The 18,033-nt window shown below is 68.1% G+C and carries 18 protein-coding genes and 1 pseudogene; 10 read left to right on the top strand and 9 right to left on the bottom strand.

The features are described 5' to 3' along the window. Positions 1-69: 69 nt before the first annotated feature. Positions 70-1,089 (top strand): Lrp/AsnC family transcriptional regulator, encoded by a 1,020-nt coding sequence (locus P3H15_RS33720; RefSeq protein WP_276141212.1) that lies wholly within the window; start codon positions 70-72, stop codon positions 1,087-1,089. A gap of 52 nt (positions 1,090-1,141) precedes the next feature. Beyond that, the gene (locus P3H15_RS33715) at positions 1,142-1,672 is read left to right on the top strand and encodes a DinB family protein (protein WP_276141211.1); all 531 of its coding nucleotides are present in this window, start codon (positions 1,142-1,144) and stop codon (positions 1,670-1,672) included. A gap of 1 nt (position 1,673) precedes the next feature. On the opposite strand, the pseudogene P3H15_RS33710 reads toward P3H15_RS33715, so the two are convergent. Continuing rightward, positions 1,674-2,435, bottom strand: a pseudogene (locus tag P3H15_RS33710) (methyltransferase domain-containing protein). An 82-nt stretch (positions 2,436-2,517) separates the two neighbouring features. Here P3H15_RS33710 and P3H15_RS33705 point away from each other — a divergent pair. Further along, positions 2,518-2,859 (top strand): TraR/DksA C4-type zinc finger protein, encoded by a 342-nt coding sequence (locus P3H15_RS33705; protein WP_276141210.1) that lies wholly within the window; start codon positions 2,518-2,520, stop codon positions 2,857-2,859. On the opposite strand, the gene P3H15_RS33700 is transcribed toward P3H15_RS33705, so the two are convergent. Next, positions 2,856-3,128: an ANTAR domain-containing protein gene (locus tag P3H15_RS33700; protein WP_276141209.1), complete on the bottom strand. Its 273-nt coding sequence runs from the start codon at positions 3,126-3,128 to the stop codon at positions 2,856-2,858. The two genes, P3H15_RS33705 and P3H15_RS33700, sit on opposite strands and share 4 nt — an antisense overlap. A gap of 359 nt (positions 3,129-3,487) precedes the next feature. On the opposite strand from P3H15_RS33700, the gene P3H15_RS33695 reads away from it, so the two are divergent. Genes P3H15_RS33695 through P3H15_RS33685 form a run of 3 tightly spaced genes read left to right on the top strand, consistent with a single transcriptional unit; the run spans position 3,488 to position 6,286 of the window. Next, positions 3,488-3,706 carry a ferredoxin gene (locus tag P3H15_RS33695; protein WP_276141208.1) on the top strand — a complete coding sequence of 73 codons (219 nt, stop codon included), beginning with the start codon at positions 3,488-3,490 and terminating at the stop codon, positions 3,704-3,706. Further along, positions 3,696-5,060, top strand: coding sequence for an NAD(P)/FAD-dependent oxidoreductase (locus P3H15_RS33690; RefSeq protein ID WP_276141207.1), 1,365 nt, complete (start codon positions 3,696-3,698; stop codon positions 5,058-5,060). The genes P3H15_RS33695 and P3H15_RS33690 overlap by 11 nt, the downstream gene beginning before the upstream one ends. Positions 5,061-5,074: 14 nt before the next feature. Next, positions 5,075-6,286, top strand: coding sequence for a cytochrome P450 (locus P3H15_RS33685; protein ID WP_276141206.1), 1,212 nt, complete (start codon positions 5,075-5,077; stop codon positions 6,284-6,286). A gap of 223 nt (positions 6,287-6,509) precedes the next feature. Here the strand turns inward: P3H15_RS33685 and P3H15_RS33680 are convergent, their stop codons facing one another. Further along, positions 6,510-7,949, bottom strand: a complete 1,440-nt coding sequence (locus P3H15_RS33680; RefSeq protein WP_276141205.1) for an HNH endonuclease signature motif containing protein — start codon at positions 7,947-7,949, stop codon at positions 6,510-6,512. A 279-nt stretch (positions 7,950-8,228) separates the two neighbouring features. Then, positions 8,229-9,176 carry an AraC family transcriptional regulator gene (locus P3H15_RS33675; RefSeq protein ID WP_276141204.1) on the bottom strand — a complete coding sequence of 316 codons (948 nt, stop codon included), beginning with the start codon at positions 9,174-9,176 and terminating at the stop codon, positions 8,229-8,231. Positions 9,177-9,416: 240 nt separating this feature from the next. Between P3H15_RS33675 and P3H15_RS33670 the strand changes: the two genes are divergently transcribed. The 4 genes from P3H15_RS33670 (at position 9,417) to P3H15_RS33655 (ending at position 13,370) form a co-directional block, all read left to right on the top strand. Further along, entirely contained in the window at positions 9,417-9,989 is a 573-nt protein-coding gene (locus P3H15_RS33670) for a flavin reductase family protein (RefSeq protein ID WP_276141203.1), read from the top strand. Positions 9,990-10,026: 37 nt separating this feature from the next. Further along, positions 10,027-11,631: a 4-hydroxyphenylacetate 3-hydroxylase family protein gene (locus tag P3H15_RS33665; protein ID WP_276141202.1), complete on the top strand. Its 1,605-nt coding sequence runs from the start codon at positions 10,027-10,029 to the stop codon at positions 11,629-11,631. A 22-nt stretch (positions 11,632-11,653) separates the two neighbouring features. Then, the gene (catA, locus tag P3H15_RS33660; protein ID WP_276141201.1) at positions 11,654-12,502 is read left to right on the top strand and encodes a catechol 1,2-dioxygenase; all 849 of its coding nucleotides are present in this window, start codon (positions 11,654-11,656) and stop codon (positions 12,500-12,502) included. Positions 12,503-12,575: 73 nt separating this feature from the next. Continuing rightward, positions 12,576-13,370 (top strand): alpha/beta fold hydrolase, encoded by a 795-nt coding sequence (locus P3H15_RS33655; RefSeq protein ID WP_276141200.1) that lies wholly within the window; start codon positions 12,576-12,578, stop codon positions 13,368-13,370. Between the two features lie 4 nt (positions 13,371-13,374). Here P3H15_RS33655 and P3H15_RS33650 read toward each other — a convergent pair whose 3' ends face one another. From P3H15_RS33650 to P3H15_RS33630, 5 genes are all read right to left on the bottom strand, one after another. Continuing rightward, positions 13,375-14,610, bottom strand: coding sequence for an acetyl-CoA C-acetyltransferase (locus tag P3H15_RS33650; RefSeq protein WP_276141199.1), 1,236 nt, complete (start codon positions 14,608-14,610; stop codon positions 13,375-13,377). Next, complete coding sequence (locus P3H15_RS33645; RefSeq protein ID WP_276141198.1) at positions 14,603-16,309, bottom strand: AMP-binding protein; 1,707 nt, start codon at positions 16,307-16,309, stop codon at positions 14,603-14,605. The genes P3H15_RS33650 and P3H15_RS33645 overlap by 8 nt, the downstream gene beginning before the upstream one ends. Continuing rightward, a complete protein-coding gene (locus tag P3H15_RS33640; protein ID WP_276141197.1) occupies positions 16,306-17,154 on the bottom strand; it encodes an alpha/beta fold hydrolase in 849 nt (282 codons plus the stop codon). The genes P3H15_RS33645 and P3H15_RS33640 overlap by 4 nt, the downstream gene beginning before the upstream one ends. Beyond that, positions 17,151-17,942, bottom strand: a complete 792-nt coding sequence (locus P3H15_RS33635; protein ID WP_276141196.1) for a hypothetical protein — start codon at positions 17,940-17,942, stop codon at positions 17,151-17,153. The genes P3H15_RS33640 and P3H15_RS33635 overlap by 4 nt, the downstream gene beginning before the upstream one ends. After that, positions 17,939-18,033: acyl-CoA dehydrogenase family protein (locus P3H15_RS33630; RefSeq protein ID WP_276141249.1), on the bottom strand; the 95-nt coding region annotated here is incomplete at its 5' end. The genes P3H15_RS33635 and P3H15_RS33630, both read right to left, overlap by 4 nt.

Raw genomic sequence — 18,033 nt, 5'->3', positions numbered from 1 at the left:
TGAGCCACGGAACGACGGACCACCGAGAACGTCGAAAACGATCATTCTCACCGAATCAGGAAGAGCTTTATGAGCGAAATGCTGACCGAATCCGAACTTTCGCTCATTCACGCCCTGCAGATCCGCCCACGGGCGACGTGGGCCGAGCTGGCTCCGATCCTGCGCGCGACGTCCGCGACCCTCGCACGGCGGTGGGAATCGGTCACCGAACGCGGGCTGGCCTGGATCACCGCCTACCCCGCGCCGATGACGGGTGCGGGGGCGTTCACCGCCATGATCGAGGTGACGTGCGACCTCGCAGGCACGAAGGCACTGGTCGAGGCGCTCACCCGGGACCCGCGGGTGTCGTCGATCGAGCATGCGGCGCGGGGCCGGGACCTCATCCTGACCGTGCAGACGGGATCGCTGCACGAGTTGTCGGACCTGGTGCTCGAGGAGTTGCCCCGCCACCCGAGCGTCGATTCGACGCGGACGCACACGTGCACGGCACTCCACGCGGAGGGCAGCCGGTGGCGCCTCGACTCCCTGGACACGGCGCAGTCCGCCGCAATCGCCGCACTGGAGAACACCCCTCTGCAGGCCGGATCGAGCCGGCCGGAGAGCCTGACCGACGAGGTCGCCCGCGCGCTCGTCCGCGAACTCACCCGGAACGGCCGGGCGTCCGCGCGCGAGATCGCCGCGGTGATCGACCGGCCCGCGTCCTCGGTCCGCAGGCAACTCGCCGGGTTGCTGCGCTCCCGCGCCGTGGTGCTGCGCTGCGACGTCGCCCAGAACGCGACGCGGTGGCCCATCACCGTCACGTGGTGGTGCCGCCTGCCCGTGCGCGCGCACCGCGACGTCGTGGAGGTCGTCAACACCCGCCCCGAACTGCGCTTGTGCATGTCGATGACCGGACCCGCGAACTTCCTCGTCAGCATGTGGGTGTCCTCGCTGCCCGACCTGCTGCGGGTGCAGGAGTGGCTGGAGACCCGCGCCCCCAGCCTCGAGATCATCGATTCCTCGGTGACACTCCGGTCCCGGAAGCGGATGGGGTGGGAACTCGACACCCACGGCCGCGCGACCGGTTATGTCACCGCGCACGGCGGCTGACCGCTACGGTCGAATGCGCCATCATCGGACCGGCTGGAGCAGGTGATCCCCCGTGACCTCGACCACGAAAACGTCGACTACCGGCGAGCGTGCCGACTTGCTGGAGTCGCTGGCGAAGCACCGGTACCTGCTCCGCCACACCGTCCGCGACCTCACCGACGAGCAGGCGGCCCAGCTCCCGACGGCGAGCGTGCTGTGCCTGGGCGGACTCGTCAAACACGTGTCGGACACCGAACAGGTGTGGGCCGATTTCATCGTGCGCGGCGCCGACGCCGTCCGTGGCGGTCCCGTGGACGGGACGGGCACCGGCAATCGCGAGAAGGAATTCACACTCCGCGACGACGAGACCCTGGCCGGCGTCCTCGACCGCTACGCAATGGTGGCGCACCGGACCGACGAGATCGTGGCTGCGCTGCCCGACCTCGACATCTCGCATCCGCTGCCGAAGGCGCCGTGGTTCGAACCGGGATCACGCTGGTCCGCGCGCCGGGTGCTGCTCCACATCATCGGTGAAACGGCCCAGCACGCCGGGCACGCCGACATCCTCCGGGAATCTCTCGACGGGTCGAAGACGATGGGCTGAGTCAGCCACGTTTGCGGGCGTCGACGAGGAACCGGGTCGAATGGGCCACGAACGGGCCGTCCGCCTCGATCCGGTCGTGGAGTTCCCGCAGACGGTCCCGGTACTGCGCGACGGTGAAACCGGGCACCATCCAGATCACCTTGCGGAGGAAGTAGACGACGGCGCCGATGTCGAAGAACTCGATCCGCAGAGATTCGAAACGGAGATCGACGACCTCGAGACCGGCGGCCTCCGCGTCCGCACTCTCGTCCTCGTAGTGGCGGCCGCGGCGCACGTTCTCGGGTTGCGGCCCCAGGAAGTATTCGACGAGTTCGAAGACGCTCGCGTGCCCGACGTGCTGGGAGAAGTACGTGCCTCCGGGTTGCAGGACGCGGGCGATCTCGTCCTACCACACCGTGGCCGGGTGCCTGCTGGTCACCAAGTCGAAGGCGCCGTCCGCGAACGGCAGCGGCGGCTCGTCCGAGTCGGCCACGACAACCGCGCCGAGCGGATGCATCAGCGACGTGGCCTTCGCGACGTTCGGCGGCCACGATTCCGTCGCCACCATCACGCGAGGGATCGTCGCGGCGCCGGCGAGAACCTCCCCTCCCCCGGTCTGGATGTCCAGAGCGGCGTTCGCGCGCGCGAGCCGTTCACCCATCAGGCGCTGGTACCCCCACGACGGCCGCTGTTCGGTGGCCCGGCCGTCGAGCCAGGAGAAATCCCAGCCGTCCACCGACACGGATTCCGCCTCGGCCACCAGATCCTCGAATGCGCGTGCCATGCCGGGAAGCCTGGCAGAAAGTCCCGGATCGATCGAGCGGATGGTCGGGAAGCACCGGGCAGCGGCCGATGTTGACCCAGACATGACCGCACCGGAGCATCGCGTTCGAATCGCCGAGGAACGCGCCGACGCGGAACGCCGCATCGCGTCGCTGACCGGGCGTTTCACCGCGATCGTGGAGGGGTCGGAATTCACCACGGACGATGACGAACACGACCCCGAGGGCTCGACCATCGCGTTCGAACGGGCCCAGGTGTCGGCACTGCTGGCCGACGCCCGGCGCGAGGTCGAGGATCTGGCGGCGGCGCAGCAGCGGCTCGACAGCGGGACGTACGGCCTCTGCATCCGGTGCGGCCGGCCGATCGCCGACGTGCGACTCGACGCGCTCCCCGCCGCCCGGACGTGTATCGACTGCGCCGGTTAGGTCAGGAAGGCTCCCCACTCGCGCGCAGCCACGTCGCGGGCCCGGCGATGGTCGCCGGCCTCGGGACGGATCCCGTCGGCGAGGTCGGCGAGGGCTTCGGCCAGATCGCCGACATCGACCTGATGCCGCATGGAGGAGTCGAGTAGTTCGTCGAAGGCCTGGTCCGCGCTGTACGAGCTTCCGCGCGCGGTGGTCAGGATCTGAATTGCAGCGTCCAATGCGGACAGGTGCCGTGTCGCGCGGGTGTCGCGGTGAGCTTCGATCGTCAATATTCCGCCTCTGAGGTGTCGCCACTGGGCGTTGCCGGTCTCGTTGTAGGCACATCACATCACGAACCGGTGGCCTGCGTTGCCGAATCGAGACCGTGTCCGAAAGTTGTTTCTCGACAGGAGGATACGAACTCCGGCAAGATACTTGTAACTCTCGTTACTACCGCTCGGTTCTACCCGCGAGTAGGCCGTCCGCGTAGTCACATTTCTGAACGGCTCCAGAACAGCGGATCGAAACCGAGCAGACCGGCCATTCCGGAATACTGGTTTCCGGGTGGAGGTCTCCGCCCGACGCGATCGGACGGCCGTGCGCCGCGCAGCCCTGTGGACCCGTGTGACCAGAACTGTTCAGAATCGGGATGATTGACGTGAAACTCGTCGTCGACCTCAATCGGTGCCAGGGTTACGCGCAGTGCGTGTTCCTCGCACCCGACGTCTTCACTCTGCACGGAGAAGAGGCCCTCCTCTACGACGCGGGCCCCGCCGACGGCGAGCGCGAGCACGTGTCGCAGGCCGCCGCGGCCTGCCCGGTGCACGCCATCACCACGGACATCCCCACCCACCGCGATGGGGAATGACGTGCGGATCGTCATCGTCGGCGCGTCGCTCGCCGGGGTGCGCGCCGCGGAGGCGCTACGGGGGCAGGGCTTCGACGGGTCCCTGACCCTGATCGGCGACGAACCCTACGAACCGTACGACCGGCCGCCGCTGTCGAAGGCCGTGCTCCTCGGGATCATGCCGCCCGAACACGCGGCGCTCCCCTACCGTCCCGACCTCGACGCGAAGTGGCTGCTCGGCGTGCGGGCCACCACCCTCGATCTGGAGAACAACCGGGTGGTGCTGAGCGACGGCGGCACCGTCGAGTTCGACAAGGTGCTGATCGCGACCGGCGTCCGCGCCCGGCCGTGGTCGAACTCGTCCGAGGCGGCACTCGACGGCGTCTTCACCGTCCGTACCTGCGACGACTCCCGCCGACTGAGCGAGCGACTGTCTGCCGGACCGCGCCACGTCCTGGTGATCGGCGCCGGCTTCACCGGCTCGGAGATCGCGTCGGTGTGCCGGGAGCGCGGGCTGTCCGTGACGGTCACCGAGCGCGGCCCGGCACCGCTGGTCGGTGCGCTCGGCGGGGTGGTGGCGGCGGTCGCCGCCGACATGCAACGCGACCACGGCGTCGACCTGCGCACCGGGGTCACGGTGACCGGACTCGACGGCGACAGCGACGGACGGCTGTGCCGCGCGCACCTCTCGGACGGGACCGCACTCGACGTCGACGTGGCGATCGTCGCGCAGGGCAGCATCCGCAACACCGACTGGCTGTTCGGATCCGGTCTCGCCGCCGGGCCCCGCGGGGTCACGTGCGACGCCGGCTGCAGGGCGTTCGACATCAACGGCATCGTCACCGACAACGTGTTCGTCGCCGGTGACGTTGCGCGGCAACCGCATCCGCTGTACGACTACCAGTTGCTGGCACTGGAGCACTGGGGCAACGCGATCGGTCAGGCCGAGGTGGCGGCGCACAACATGATCCACGACGGCCTCCGCAGGCGACCGCACCTGGAGATTCCGGCGTTCTGGTCCAGCCAGTTCGGCGTCAACATCAAATCCGTGGGCATCCCCACCTATTCCGATCAGGTGGTGATCACCCAGGGTTCGGTCGCCGATCGGCGCTTCGTGGCGGCGTACGGCTTCCGTGGTCGCGTCACCGCAGCGGTGGCGTTCAATCAGGGGAAGTGGCTCGACTTCTATCGGGGGCTGATCGAGTCGGCGGCGGAGTTCCCACCGGACTTCGACGTCATGGACCGGGCGGAGCCGTTCGAGGTGCGGCCGTCGGAGTTGCCGGACCCGGCCGTTCTCAGCCACGGCCCGACCGTCGCGGTGACCGGTCATCTGCCCACCGAACGTCGTGTCGAGTTCGTCTCGCTACCGAAGTAACAGGGAGAGTGTCCATGTCGCGTGCTCAGTTGTTCGAGCGGATCACCGACCAGGCGAACCGGCCGAATCCGTATCCGCTGTACGAGGAACTTCGTGAGACGCGGGTGGCGCCGCAGGACAACGGTTCCTTCCTCGTCGGCCGGTACTACGACGTGATGGCGCTTCTGCACGATCCGAGGATCAGCTCCGACCTGCACAACCGGGGGCCGGGGCTTCCCGGGGCGGATCGCGCCGGCGACGGGCCGGAGTCCTTCCTCAAACTCGATCCGCCCGAGCACGATCGGTTGCGCCGATTGACGACGCGACAGTTCGGTCCGCCGCACAGCCCCGACCGGATCGACTCCATGCGTGGCGAACTCGCAGAACTCGTCACAAGTCTCGTCGACGGGCTCGACGGGAAGAGTCGCATCGACATCGTCGACGACTTCGCGTACCCCTTCCCCGTCTCCGTCATCTGCCGTCTGCTCGGGGTGCCTCACGAGGAGGAACCCCGGTTCCACGCCTGGGCCGACGCGTTGGTGGCGGCCATCGACCCGCGGCGCACCAGCGCCGACAACGAGCAGGTGAAGGCGGCACAGCAGGCCCAGATGGAAATGGCCATGTTCATGGCCGGTCTCATCGAGGACCGTCGCCGCAATCCCGGCGACGACATGCTGTCGGGGCTGGCCAACGATTCGGGGCCCGACGGCCAGTTGAACACCGTCGAGTTGGTCACCAACTCCATCCTGCTGTTCATCGCCGGGCACGAGACGACCGTCAACCTCATCACCAACGGCATGCTGACCCTGCTGCGCAATCCCGATGTTCTCGAGCGGCTTCGCGCGGAACCGGAGTTGATGCCGCAGGCTGTGGAGGAATTGCTCCGCTTCGAACCGCCGGTGCATCTGCTGGGCCAGCGAACGCCGATCGTCGACATCGAGATCGACGGCGTCACCGTTCCGAAGGGGTCGCCGCTCGTCCTGGCCTTGGCGTCGGCCAATCGCGATCCGGAACGCTTCGTCGACGCAGACCGGTTCGTCCCCGACCGCGAAGACAACCAGCACGTCGGTCTGGGCAGCGGCATCCACAGTTGCTTCGGCGCTCCCCTCGCTCGCCTCGAAGGGCAGATGGCGCTCACCGAACTCATTCGCCGCCTCCCGAATCCGCGGCTCGTCGAGGATCCGCCGCCCTACCGGCCCAACCCGGTCCTGCGGGGTCCCCGGCACCTGCTGGTGGACTGTGGGTGAGAGTGGCATCCCGAGAATTGCTCGAGAATGCTGTCGGTGTGGCGGCTCGCGTCGAGCACAGTACCGAACATGTGCTGTAACGCTACTGCCGGTCATTGGTGGCCGGGCGACGGTGCGCCGATCGGTTCCCTCGTGGATCCGGGGCATTTCGATTTGATGCCTCGGATCGTCGAGGAGGAGCCGACACGGTCGCATCGGGTCCGGGGTAGGTGACAGCGTGGTGTCACGGCGCCCGGGCCTCTCCTCGCGCATTCTTGATCAACTCACCAGGATGATGCCGGTGGTTGATGCGCGGTCTTCGGGTGGGGTCGATGTGCGGCGGTGGGATCCATTCGGTCCGGCCCGCGTGTTTGGAATGCGCGGGCGCGGACCTCGTCGCCCAGCCGGCCGCTCCGTCGTTGACCTGGGCATGGCATGCGTCGCAGACCAGGGCCAGACCTTCGATGTCGGTGCGCCCGCCCTTGTTCCAGTCCGTGACATGGTGCACCGCACACAGGCTTGCCGGCGCCGAACACCCCGGCCGGGTGCAGCCCCCGTCTGCCGCGATCAGCGCGAGTCGCTGGTCGGCACTGGCCAGGCGACGCCGTCGACCCAGGTGCAGCGGACGACCCGCATGGTCGAACAGTGCGAGCACCGGGTGCGCTTTCTCGGCCAGGGCCAGTGCGTCCTCGATCGGGAGCAGGCCACCGGTGGCCGTCGTGGCCAGCCCGCCTGCCGCCTTCTCCAACTGCTCGAGGGTCATGGTGACGATCACCGTCGTGGGCAGGCCGCGGTGCCGGCCGAGCACGCCCGACTCGAGCAGCGTCCGGAACATCGCACTGAACGCGTCGTGATTGCGCTGCGCCGCGGTGCGGGTATCACGAGCGGCAGCCGCCGCCAGCACGTCTCGATCGATCGACGCGTCCTCTCCGTCGCCGGTCGGAGATCCGGGATCGTCCGGATTGTTCATCCCCGGCCGGGCCCATTTCGCGAGGATCGGATCGAGCATCGCCCGCGCGACGGGGTCGAGTTCACCGGAGATTCTCGACATCAGTTCGGTGTCCTGACGGCCGATGGAAATGCCGCGTCTGCGTTTCCGGTCGCGGTCGTCGCCGAGGTTTCCGTCCGGATTCAGGTGTGCGAGCAGCCGGTGCCCGGCCTGCTCCACGTCCTCAGGAGTAGCGCTTCGCGCCAACGTGGCCAGCACGGCCTCGGCGTCGGCTACCGCATCGTTGCCGACGGCGTGGGGAATCTTGCGCATCACTTTCGCGATCGCCCGCACATGATCAGCTCCGATGTCGCCGTCACTCTGTGCCGCAGCGGTTTCCGGCAGGACGGGTGGCATCGGATCGCCCGCCAGGGTGTGCCACACCCCCAGCTCACAAGCGGCGGTGACCCGAGCGGACGCGTCCGCGCCCGAGATCCGGAGCGCCTCGATCAGCAGCTTCTTCGGCGACGAATATCCCAGACTCGCCGGGACCGAGCGCTCCACGGTCTCCACCACCAATCGGTGGGAGATCGCCTCCGTGCGGCGAAGGGACAGCTCCACCCCGCGCATCACCTCGACCACCTCGCCGTCCGACAGCTCGGCCAGCCCGGCTGCGAGCAACCCGTCCACCGCGGCAGCGAGCATCGACAGATGCTCCGCCACCCGGCTCCCCACCGACCCCCCAGTCGAATTCATGTGCGAATACTATCGCGAGGGTCCGACAAGTTTCGGATCTCGAACTCCGGCGGCCGATCGCATCGACACCGGCGAGCTACATGAGCCGCTCAGAGCCGACAGGCGCGTAGATATACACGCCCAGGCCGAGGAAGAACAAAAGTCGGTACGCAAGAACCATTGCAAGCCAGACGGATAAAGGGAAACTTTGCAGTGAAACCCAGGGCCCACGACGTGGCGCGGCCGTCGTCAGCAGTCCAGTTGGGCGCGCTTCTGAACTCGACCTCCCCACCGAACCAGTCAGTGCCCGCGCTCCCGCAGCGACTCGGACGGCGTCACACCGTACTTCCGGCGGTACGCGGCGGCGAATCTGCCGGTGTGCATGATCCCCCAGCGGGTGGCGACTTCGGAAACGGTTGCACAGGAGTCGCTTCCGGTCAGATCTGCGTGCACACGTTCGAGGCGCACGTCGACGAGGAACTCCATCGGCGTCATCCCCACGTACTCGCGGAACCCCTGCTGCATGCGCCGGACGCTCACGCCGACGAGTTCGGCCATCTCGCCGGCCGTCCAGGGGCGTGCAGGATCCTCGTGGATCGCGTCGATGACCCGCTTGACGATGCGGGGGCGGACTCCCGACGAGCCGGTGTCGTCGTCCGGCATCGCGGTGAGCACGAGAGCGGTGGTCAGGGCACCGCACAATTGCTGCGACACCATCTCGCTGCGCAGGAGGACGCTGTCGTGCAATGCCTGGTCGGCGATGGAACGGACGAGCCTGAGCCACTCCGCTCCGGCGCCCGCGCGCAGGTCGAGTTGCCGCGGCAACACCTGCCCCGGCCGGGCGAGCACGCGGTCCATCTCCCGCTGCAGGTAGTTCCGGTCCACCTTGAAGCCGATGATCTCGCAGGAACTGCTCCAGTCGGTGATCACGGTCCGGGTGTCGGGCGGGCAGATGGTCGCGAGTCCCGGCGTCGACGTCACTTCCGTGCCGCCGGTGACGGACACGATGCGACCGGTCAGGGGGATGTTGATGCCGTACGCGCCGGGATGGTCGGACTCGATGGCCACGGCTGCCCCGAATCCGATCCGGGCGAGCCGCGACGCCCCCACGTCGGACGATTCCAGCGACGACCGCGCGGCGTTGTCACGCGACAGCGGACGCAGTTCATGAGGGAAGTACGCGTCCGCGACCACCTCGTGAACCTCGTCCCAGTCGGTGAAACCGGGGCCCTCCAACCGTCCTCGCATACGTACGTCCAGACCTCTCACCTCGCGCTTCGGCGTCGTCCGAGCAACTCCCGACCCTAGCATCGCCTGTGACACACGTCACTGCAAGGCCCTGTGCCGCGCCTCTGCCAATCCCGTTTCGCGTTCCGGATCGGCGGTTCGCATTGCGGATCGACGGACTGTGATGCCCGTCATACGTTATGCAGGTGCCCCAAACGCAGGGGTGATCGCACGAATCGTGCAGAAAGGCGGTCACGAAAAATGGATCAGCGCACTCTCCGTAACATTTTCGGCCAGTTCGCCAGTGGCGTCACCGTGATCACGTGCGCCAACTCCGACGGCAAGCCGCACGGGGCCACCGTCACCGCGTTCACCGCGATCTCGATGGAACCTCGGCTGTGCCAGGTGACGTTGACCCGGAAGTCGAAGGCGTGCAGCTACCTGAGTGACGCGCCGTTCGCGGTGAACATTCTGGCCGCCGATCAGCTCGACACCGCGATGCATTTCGCAGGCAAACCACAACGGACGGAACCGGTGTGGGAGGACTCCGGCATCGCTCCCGCGCTGTCCGGCAACGCGGCGACCCTGACCTGCGCGCCCTGGGCCTCCTACGACGGCGGTGATCACGTCATCTTCATCGGCGAGATCGTCGACGCGTCCGTCGACTCGGACAAGGACCCACTACTGTTCTACCGCAGCACCTTCCATGATCTCGGGGCCGCGTCCGGCACCACCGCGTGGAACGGCTGCCTCGACGACCCCCACAGCGGGTGGTTCGACGCCGCCGCGTCATTCACCCCGGTTCACCCGCAGCTCGCGCGCGCTGCGTCCTGACGAACAGCCCCCGACCCATCATCACGAAGGGAACACCATGACCACCACCGAAGCCCCCGCCGACCGCAGCAAGGTCAATGTCGCTGCGGACTGTGAAGCGAACCGCACCGCCAACTTCGCATCGCGACCGATGACCGGTGACGAGTACATCGAGTCGCTGCGCGACGACCGCGAGATCTGGCTGCACGGGGAACGGGTGAAGGACGTCACGACGCACCCGGCGTTCCGGAACCCCGTCCGGATGACCGCCCGCCTCTACGACGCGATGCACACCGGCGAGCACGTCGACACCCTGACGACACCCACCGACACCGGCAACGGCGGCGTGACGATGCCGTTCTTCCGTGCGTCCAAGACGTCGGACGACCTCCTGAAGGACCGCGACGCCATCGCCACCTGGGCACGCATGACGTACGGCTGGATGGGTCGCTCCCCCGACTACAAGGCCTCGTTCCTCGGCACCCTGCACGCCAACAAGGAACTGTATTCGCCGTTCCAGGACAACGCCGAGCGCTGGTACAAGGAATCGCAGGAAAAGGTCTTGTACTGGAACCACGCCATCATCAACCCGCCCGTCGACCGGCAGCTCCCGCCGGACGAGGTCGGCGACGTGTTCATGAAGGTGGAGAAGGAAACCGACGCCGGCCTCATCGTCTCCGGCGCGAAGGTCGTGGCCACCGGATCCGCGATCACCAACTACAACTTCATCGCCCACTACGGGCTGCCGATCAAGAAGAAGGAATTCGCGCTCATCTGCACCGTCCCGATGGATGCACCGGGCGTGAAGCTGATCTGCCGCACGTCCTATACCCAGCAGGCCGCGGTGATGGGCAGCCCGTTCGACTACCCGCTGTCGTCGCGGATGGACGAGAACGACACCATCTTCGTCTTCGACAAGGTGCTGGTGCCGTGGGAGAACGTCTTCATGTACGGCGATGTGGACAAGATCAATGCCTTCTTCCCGCAGTCCGGGTTCCTGCCCCGCTTCACCCTGCAGGGGTGCACGCGACTGGCCGTGAAGCTCGACTTCATCGCCGGTCTGCTGATGAAGGCCCTCGACGCCACCGGCGCCGGCGGGTTCCGCGGTGTGCAGACCCGCGTCGGTGAAGTGATCGGCTGGCGAAACCTGTTCTGGTCGTTGACCGAATCGATGATCCGCGACCCCGAGCCGTGGGTGGGAGACACCGTCATCCCCAAGCTCGAATACGGCCTCACGTACCGGATGTTCATGCAGCAGGGGTACCCGCGGATCAAGGAGATCATCGAGCAGGACGTCGCGTCGGGCCTGATCTACCTGCCGTCGTCGTCGGCGGACTTCAAGAGCCCCGAGGTCCGGCCGTATCTGGACAAGTACGTCCGCGGCTCCGAGGGCATGCCCGCCGTCGAGCGGGTGAAGATCATGAAGGCCCTGTGGGATTCGGTGGGCAGCGAGTTCGGTGGCCGCCACGAGCTGTACGAGCGCAACTACGCCGGCAACCACGAGGGTGTGAAGGCCGAACTGCTGATGTTCGCCGAAAACCGCGGCACGGTCAGTTCGATGAAGGGTCTGGCCGAGCAGTGCCTGGCCGAGTACGACCTCGACGGCTGGACCGTGCCCGACCTCATCGGCAACGACGACGTCTCCTATTTCGGCCGCAGCTAGCCCCTCGAGACCCAGGAGAATCATGACCACCACCGAAAGCCCCACCGCGGTCGGCTCCGGCAACGCCGCCACCGACAAGTTCAAGGGCGCCAGATTCACCGCCGACACGTCACCGGAACGCCTGTCTGCCATCGCCACCGAGGCGCTCGCCGGGTTGAGCGCGCTGATCCACAAGCACGCCGTCACCTACCCGGAGTACCGCGTCCTCAAGCAATGGCTCATCGACGTCGGCGAGGGCGGCGAGTGGCCGCTGCTCCTCGACGTGTTCGTCGAGCACGAGATCGAAGAGGTGAACTCCCGGAACCTCCAGGGCACCAAGGGGAGCATCGAGGGACCGTACTACGTCCCCGGAGCGCCGGAACTCCCCGCGCAGTGCACACTTCCGATGCGCGACGAGGACCGGGCACACACCGCGCTCATTCTCCGGGGCCAGGTCACCGACCTGGACGGCACCGGGCTCGGCGGCGCCGTTATCGAGCTGTGGCATGCCGACGACGAGGGCTATTACTCGCAGTTCGCTCCCCACCTGCCCGAATGGAACCTGCGCGGAACGATCGTCACCGACGCGGAGGGTCGGTACGAGATCACCACCATCGAGCCTGCGCCGTATCAGATCCCGACCGACGGCCCCACCGGTCAGTTCATCGAGTCCGCCGGCTGGCACCCGTGGCGTCCGGCGCACCTGCACCTGCGGGTGACGTCCCCGGGCAAGCAGCCGATCATCACGCAGCTGTACTTCGCGGGCGGCGACTGGATCGACGACGATGTCGCGAGCGCAACGAAGCCCGAACTCCTCCTCGCTCCGCAGCTCGACGACACCGGGCGTAAGGTCGTCACCTACGACTTCGCGCTCGATCCCGCCGCGGACTGAGGCACGGCCCATTCCCCCGGGCGACGCGAGAGATCGCGTCGCCCGGGGTCTCGACGTTGGTGGAGGAATCATCATGGCGAACACATCCGAAGCGCGGACGACGGAATTCGTACACACCGCGGCGGCCGTGATCGAGGTCGTCGTCGAGGGCAGCGGCCCCTCGGTGATCCTGCTGCCCTCGCTCGGCCGAGAGTCGTACGACTACGACGACGTCGCGAGTGGGCTTGCGCGCAACGGGTTCCGGGTCTCCCGTCCGCAGCCGCGCGGCATCGGCCGCAGCGTGGGTTCACTGGAGGACATCACGCTGCACGACCTGGCCGCCGACGTCGGAGCGGTGATCGAGGCACAGGACAACGGCGCGGCCGTCGTCGTCGGTCACGCCTTCGGGCACTACGTCGCACGGATGCTCGCCGCCGACCGGCCGGACCTGGTGCGCGGCGTCGTCGTCGCGGCGGCGGGCGCCCGCAACTACCCGGCCGCGCTGACCGCGCTGGCGGTGAAGTGCTCGGACTCCTCGCTGCCCGACGCGGAGCGGATCGGCTACCTGCAGACCGGATTCTTCGCGCCGGGCAACGACCCGGCGGAATGGCTCACCGGCTGGTATCCGGAGGTGTCGAAGCGGCAGCTCGCCGCGTCGGCCGCCACACCCAAGGACGAATGGTGGGCGGTCGCGCACCAGCCGATCCTCGACCTGCAGTCCGCTCTCGACCCGTTCCGGCCGCGCGAGACGGCGAACGAATTGCGGGACCGGTTCGGCGAATTGGTCACTGTGAGCGTCGTCCCGAACGCCAGCCATGCACTGATGCCGGAAGCGCCCGCACAGGTTGTGCGGGCGCTCACCGACTGGATCCGGGGTCTCGACAGCTGAGTGGTCAGATCCTCTCGAAGATCGCGGTCAGGCCCTGGCCGCCGCCGATGCACATCGTCTCGAGGCCGTAACGGGCTCCGCGGCGGTCCATCTCGCGCAGGAGTGTGGTGAGGATCCGCACTCCCGTAGCGCCGACGGGATGCCCGAGCGAGATTCCCGAACCGTTGACGTTGGTGCGGGCGAAATCCTGTGCACCGAAATTCCATTCGCGCGTGACGGCCAGCGCCTGCGCCGCGAATGCCTCGTTCAGTTCGATGAGGTCGATGTCGGCGAGCGTCAGCCCGGCGCGTTTCAGGGCCCGCTCGGTGGACGGCACCGGTCCGATCCCCATCTCGGACGGCTCCACACCCGCCACCGCCCAGGTGACCAGGCGGGCGAGCGGCCGGAGCCCCGACCGCTCCGCCTGCGCCCGGCTGGTGACGAGGCAGGCCGCCGCACCGTCGTTCTGTCCGCTGGCGTTTCCTGCGGTGACGGTCGCGTCGGGGTCGGTGCCGCCCATGATGGGTCGCAGCCGAGCGAGTGACTCGACCGTCGTGTCGGCCCGGGGATGCTCGTCCCGGTCGACGACCCGCGGATCACCCTTGCGGACCGGGACTTCCACTGGCACGATCTCCTCGGCGAACTTTCCCGAGTCGATCGCGGCGACCGCCCGCTGATGGGAGCTGACCGCGAGTTCGTCCTGTTCCCGGCGGCTGATCCGGTACTTGCGGCGCAGGTTCTCCGCCGTCTCGAGCATGCCGCCCGGGACGGGGTAGTTGCGTCCGCCTGCGGTGACGCGACCGCGGGCGAGCCGGTCGTGGAGCGCTGCTGGGGCGCCCTTGGCTCCCCAGCGCATCGCCTCGGTGTAGTACTCGGCGCGGCTCATCGATTCCACGCCGCCGGCGATCACCAGTTCGGCGATACCCGTCTGCACCCGCATCGCTGCGTCGAGCACGGCCTGCAGACCCGATCCGCAGCGACGGTCGAGTTGTTGACCGGGAACCGTCACCGGCAGGCCCGCATCGAGGGCCACGACGCGGCCGATGGCGGGTGCCTCGCCGTTCGGGTAGCACTGACCGAAGATCACGTCGTCGATGCTGCCCGGATCCACGCCGGTGCGATCGAGCAGTTCGGACACCACACGGGCACCCAGGTCGGCGGCGGGAACATCCGTGAACTGGCCGCCGTATCGGCCGACGGGGGTGCGGAGGGGCTCACAGACGACGACATCGGTCGCCTTCGTGTTCGAGTTTTCAGGCACTGCGGAAATCCCTTTCGTGATCGGTCCAGCGCTGCGCCCATTCGCGCAGTTCGACCGCTCGGATCTTGGCTCCGTTACCGCCCACAGTGGTCGGCATTTCCTCGATCATGTGCACGGCGGCGGGAACCTTGAACGCCGCCAACGACTCTGCGCACCACGACTTGAGCTCGGCGGCGTCGACGTCGGCGTTCTCGGCCGGGACGACGAACGCAACGGCTTCGGTGTATCCGCCGGTCCCGGTGATGCCCACGACCTTCGTGAGGTGGACGCCGTCGTGTTCGGCGATCCGGTGCTCGATCTCGGCCGGATCCACGAGGAATCCGCGCAGCCGAAGTACATCCCCCATCCGGCATACGTAGGTGTAGCCGCCGTCTCCGGTCGCGACGGCGAGGTCGCCGCTGCGGAACCACCCGTCCGACGTGAATGCTTGCGCGGCCGCATCCGGATTGCCGAGGTACGCGTCGACGACGTTCGGTCCGCGCACCTGAAGCTCGCCTTGCTCGCCGTCGGGGAGAACGGAATCGTCCAGTGGGTCGGCGATCCGGATCTCGATGGCGGGTTCCACCGGACGCCCGCCGCCGTTCCAGCGCACGGCTTCCGGATCGGTGACATCCCACAGCAGCATCAGGGCGAACACCTCGGAGGAGCCGAAGACGCCCGTGGTGACGGCGTCGAATTCGTCCCGGACCCATGCGGCCACCTCGTGCGAACGGCCGAGGAAGTCGGCGATCCCGAGCCGCTTCAACGACGACAGGTCGGCGCGGTCACCCCCGTGCCACGTGTCCAGGAGACGGGTGAAGAGGTCGTCGCCGCCGACCACGTGGGTTACCTTCAGCGACTGCATGCGGCCCAGCGTGGCCGCGGCGTCGAAGACGGGTTCCATCAGCAGGGCGCCGCCGCCGGCGAGAGTCGCCAGGGCTGTGCTGAATCCGAACACTCCCGACACCGGCAGCACACAGAGCGTGACGTCGCCGGGCTCGACGCCGAGGACGACGGCATCGGCGCGGGCGTGCCGGACCACCGCGGATTCCCGATGGGCCGCGAGTTTCGGAACGCCGGTGGAGCCGGACGTGGTGAATGCGACTGCGAGCGGGTCGCCGGGGTCCGCCCGCTCGCCCGCGGCGGTCGTGGTGGCCATGTCGGGTGTCTCCGGCACCCGGACGCCGCCGGTGTCCGCGCTGCCCGCGGTCCAGGCGCCGGCGCCGAGGTCGAACCGCGTCGGATCGGGAGCCTCACCCGTGGCCGCGGGGCCGCGCACTACCGCGACCGCCGGTGCCGGGAGGTCGACGGACTGCTGCGCCTCACCGAGTCGCCCGAACAGGTCGAGGCCGTGGAAGTGGTCGGCCACGGCCACGACCGCGGGTCGGGCGGAGGTGAGGATGTGCGCGATCTCGTGCGTGTTGTACCGGGTGTTCACGCCGATGACGTGTGCTCCGACGGCCGACGCGGCGAGTTGCCAGACGAGTGCATCGGACCAGTTCGGGAGCAGCACGGCCACGCACTGTCCGCGGCGCACACCGACCGTGGCGAGTTCCGACTTCAGCGCCTCGACGCGGTCTCGAAGGTCGGCGCGGCTGCTGACGAGCGGTTCGCCGTCGACGACGTCAATCGTGGCGGGGGCCTCCGGGTCGCCGGTCACGAGTTCGTCGAGCAGTGCGGCGAGAGTGTCACGGCGCGTGGCCGTGTCGTGCGCCGTCACGAGAGCACCGCCGCAGTGCGCAGTTCGGACAGCCAGCCGGCCGTCACCGAGGCGAAATCGTCGATCTCCTCCATGGGGTAGTGACCGATGTCGTCGAGCAGGGTGAACGTCGTCGATCCCGGACGGGCAGCCTCGGTTCTCGCTGCGGCCTGCTCGACGAGGCCGGCCTGGATCCACGGGTCCTGCGCTCCGGCGACGAGCCTGATGGGACAGGTGATGTCGGCGAGACGATCCCGCACGTCATGCGTTCCCCAGGCGATGAGGTCCGAGGACGAGATCTCCGGATCCTCGCGCTTGTGCATCGTGGCGATCAGGCGGGCCTGCGCTTCGGGCACGGAGCGCCCGATGGACGCCAGGGTGCCCAGGTACGTGCGGTCGGCGCGGCTGGGTCCGGCGACGTCCTCGAGTTCGCGGCGCAATCCGCCGACGTTGACGCGGCCGGGACCGGCCTCCGCCGCCATTGCGATCGCCCCGGCGAGGGGCCAGGACGGACGCGTCGCGAGTTCGAGGGTCAGCTTGCCCCCGATGGAACATCCCATGACGAACGGCCGTTCGACGGCGAGGGCGTCGAGGACCTTCCCGAGCCAGTCCGCGAACACCACGATGCTGGTGATCGGGCCGTCGACGGCGGGTTCGGAACGCCCGTGGCCCGGAAGGTCGGGGACGATCACCCGATAGCCGCGGTCTGCCAGTGCGGACGCGGCGTGGCGCCACTGGACTCCGCTCTGCCCGGCGGTGTGCAGGCACAGGACGGTGGGTGTCTCGCTGTCCGGACGATTGTCGGGGGTGACGATTTCGACGAAGCCGAGCGCGCCGTCGATTTCCAGGTACCGGGCCTCGATCACGACCGGGCCTCCCTTCCGCACGTGAGTGGCAAAGTGTGCCCCGACACGCTTTGCCACTCACGTGCGGCGGTGCGGGCATGGGCGATGACGATGTCGAGCGGCTTGGTGAGTCGCAGGTACTCGTACCCGTCGCCGCTGGAGGAGAATTCACCGCTGATCGCGCGGCGCATGAAGTCGTTGTGTTCGGCGACCATCAGGTCGACCCACGTCACGGCCGGGATGACGAGCGTGAACGTGGCCCCACCGGGGACGCGACGCGCGACGTCGATGATCCGGCCGCGGTAGATCCGCAGGTGCACCTCGCGGGCCCCGCCCGAGGCGTCGGTGCAGCGCAGGCCCACCGTGCCGTCCCACGTCGCCAGCGCGGACGCGAAGGCAGGGTCGGCGGAGAGCGATTCGCGGAGAACCTCTCCCCAGGCGGGGGTGCAGAAGTCCACCGCCGGGTCGTATCGGACGCCGGCGGGGTCGGGCAGGCGCCACGTTTCGATACCCTGCTCGCGGACCGACCCGCCGTCGTCGACGAGCCGCACGTGGCGGTCGAGAACCGCTCCGTCCGCCGACTGTTCGATCCGGGTGACGACGGATTCGACGCGGACGACGTCATCATCCGTCACCGCAGACTGCGAATTCCATTGCAGCCCCGCACGTATGGCTCCGGCCGCCGGTCGTGGGGCGAGCAGCCCCGCCACGGCGATTCCCGTCAACGACGATTCCGGCAGGGACAGTGCGAGTTCGGAGACTCGCCGGGCATCGCTCACCGTGCGATCGCCGATCGTGGATGCACTCATTCGGCCGCCCTCCCCAGCAGTTCGTCGGAGATGATCCGCATCTGGATCTCGCTGGTGCCCTCGAAAATCTTCGTCAACCGGGCATCACGCC

Origin of the sequence: Rhodococcus sp. T2V (assembly GCF_029269925.1) — a bacterium.
GTDB classification, from domain to species: Bacteria; Actinomycetota; Actinomycetes; order Mycobacteriales; family Mycobacteriaceae; genus Rhodococcus_F; species Rhodococcus_F koreensis.
The sequence above is the reverse complement of the archived record's forward strand: the minus strand, read 5'-3'. Positions and strand labels throughout refer to the sequence as shown.

What these genes read in the sequence shown, in the direction of transcription:
- P3H15_RS33720 (WP_276141212.1), top strand. Translation starts at nt 70, where the DNA reads ATGAGCGAAATGCTGACCGAATCCGAACTTTCGCTCATTCACGCCCTG.
- P3H15_RS33705 (WP_276141210.1), top strand. Translation starts at nt 2,518, where the DNA reads ATGACCGCACCGGAGCATCGCGTTCGAATCGCCGAGGAACGCGCCGAC.
- P3H15_RS33695 (WP_276141208.1), top strand. Translation starts at nt 3,488, where the DNA reads ATGATTGACGTGAAACTCGTCGTCGACCTCAATCGGTGCCAGGGTTAC.
- P3H15_RS33690 (WP_276141207.1), top strand. Translation starts at nt 3,696, where the DNA reads ATGGGGAATGACGTGCGGATCGTCATCGTCGGCGCGTCGCTCGCCGGG.
- P3H15_RS33685 (WP_276141206.1), top strand. Translation starts at nt 5,075, where the DNA reads ATGTCGCGTGCTCAGTTGTTCGAGCGGATCACCGACCAGGCGAACCGG.
- P3H15_RS33680 (WP_276141205.1), bottom strand. Translation starts at nt 7,949, where the DNA reads ATGAATTCGACTGGGGGGTCGGTGGGGAGCCGGGTGGCGGAGCATCTG.
- P3H15_RS33675 (WP_276141204.1), bottom strand. Translation starts at nt 9,176, where the DNA reads ATGCGAGGACGGTTGGAGGGCCCCGGTTTCACCGACTGGGACGAGGTT.
- P3H15_RS33670 (WP_276141203.1), top strand. Translation starts at nt 9,417, where the DNA reads ATGGATCAGCGCACTCTCCGTAACATTTTCGGCCAGTTCGCCAGTGGC.
- P3H15_RS33665 (WP_276141202.1), top strand. Translation starts at nt 10,027, where the DNA reads ATGACCACCACCGAAGCCCCCGCCGACCGCAGCAAGGTCAATGTCGCT.
- catA (WP_276141201.1), top strand. Translation starts at nt 11,654, where the DNA reads ATGACCACCACCGAAAGCCCCACCGCGGTCGGCTCCGGCAACGCCGCC.
- P3H15_RS33655 (WP_276141200.1), top strand. Translation starts at nt 12,576, where the DNA reads ATGGCGAACACATCCGAAGCGCGGACGACGGAATTCGTACACACCGCG.
- P3H15_RS33635 (WP_276141196.1), bottom strand. Translation starts at nt 17,942, where the DNA reads ATGAGTGCATCCACGATCGGCGATCGCACGGTGAGCGATGCCCGGCGA.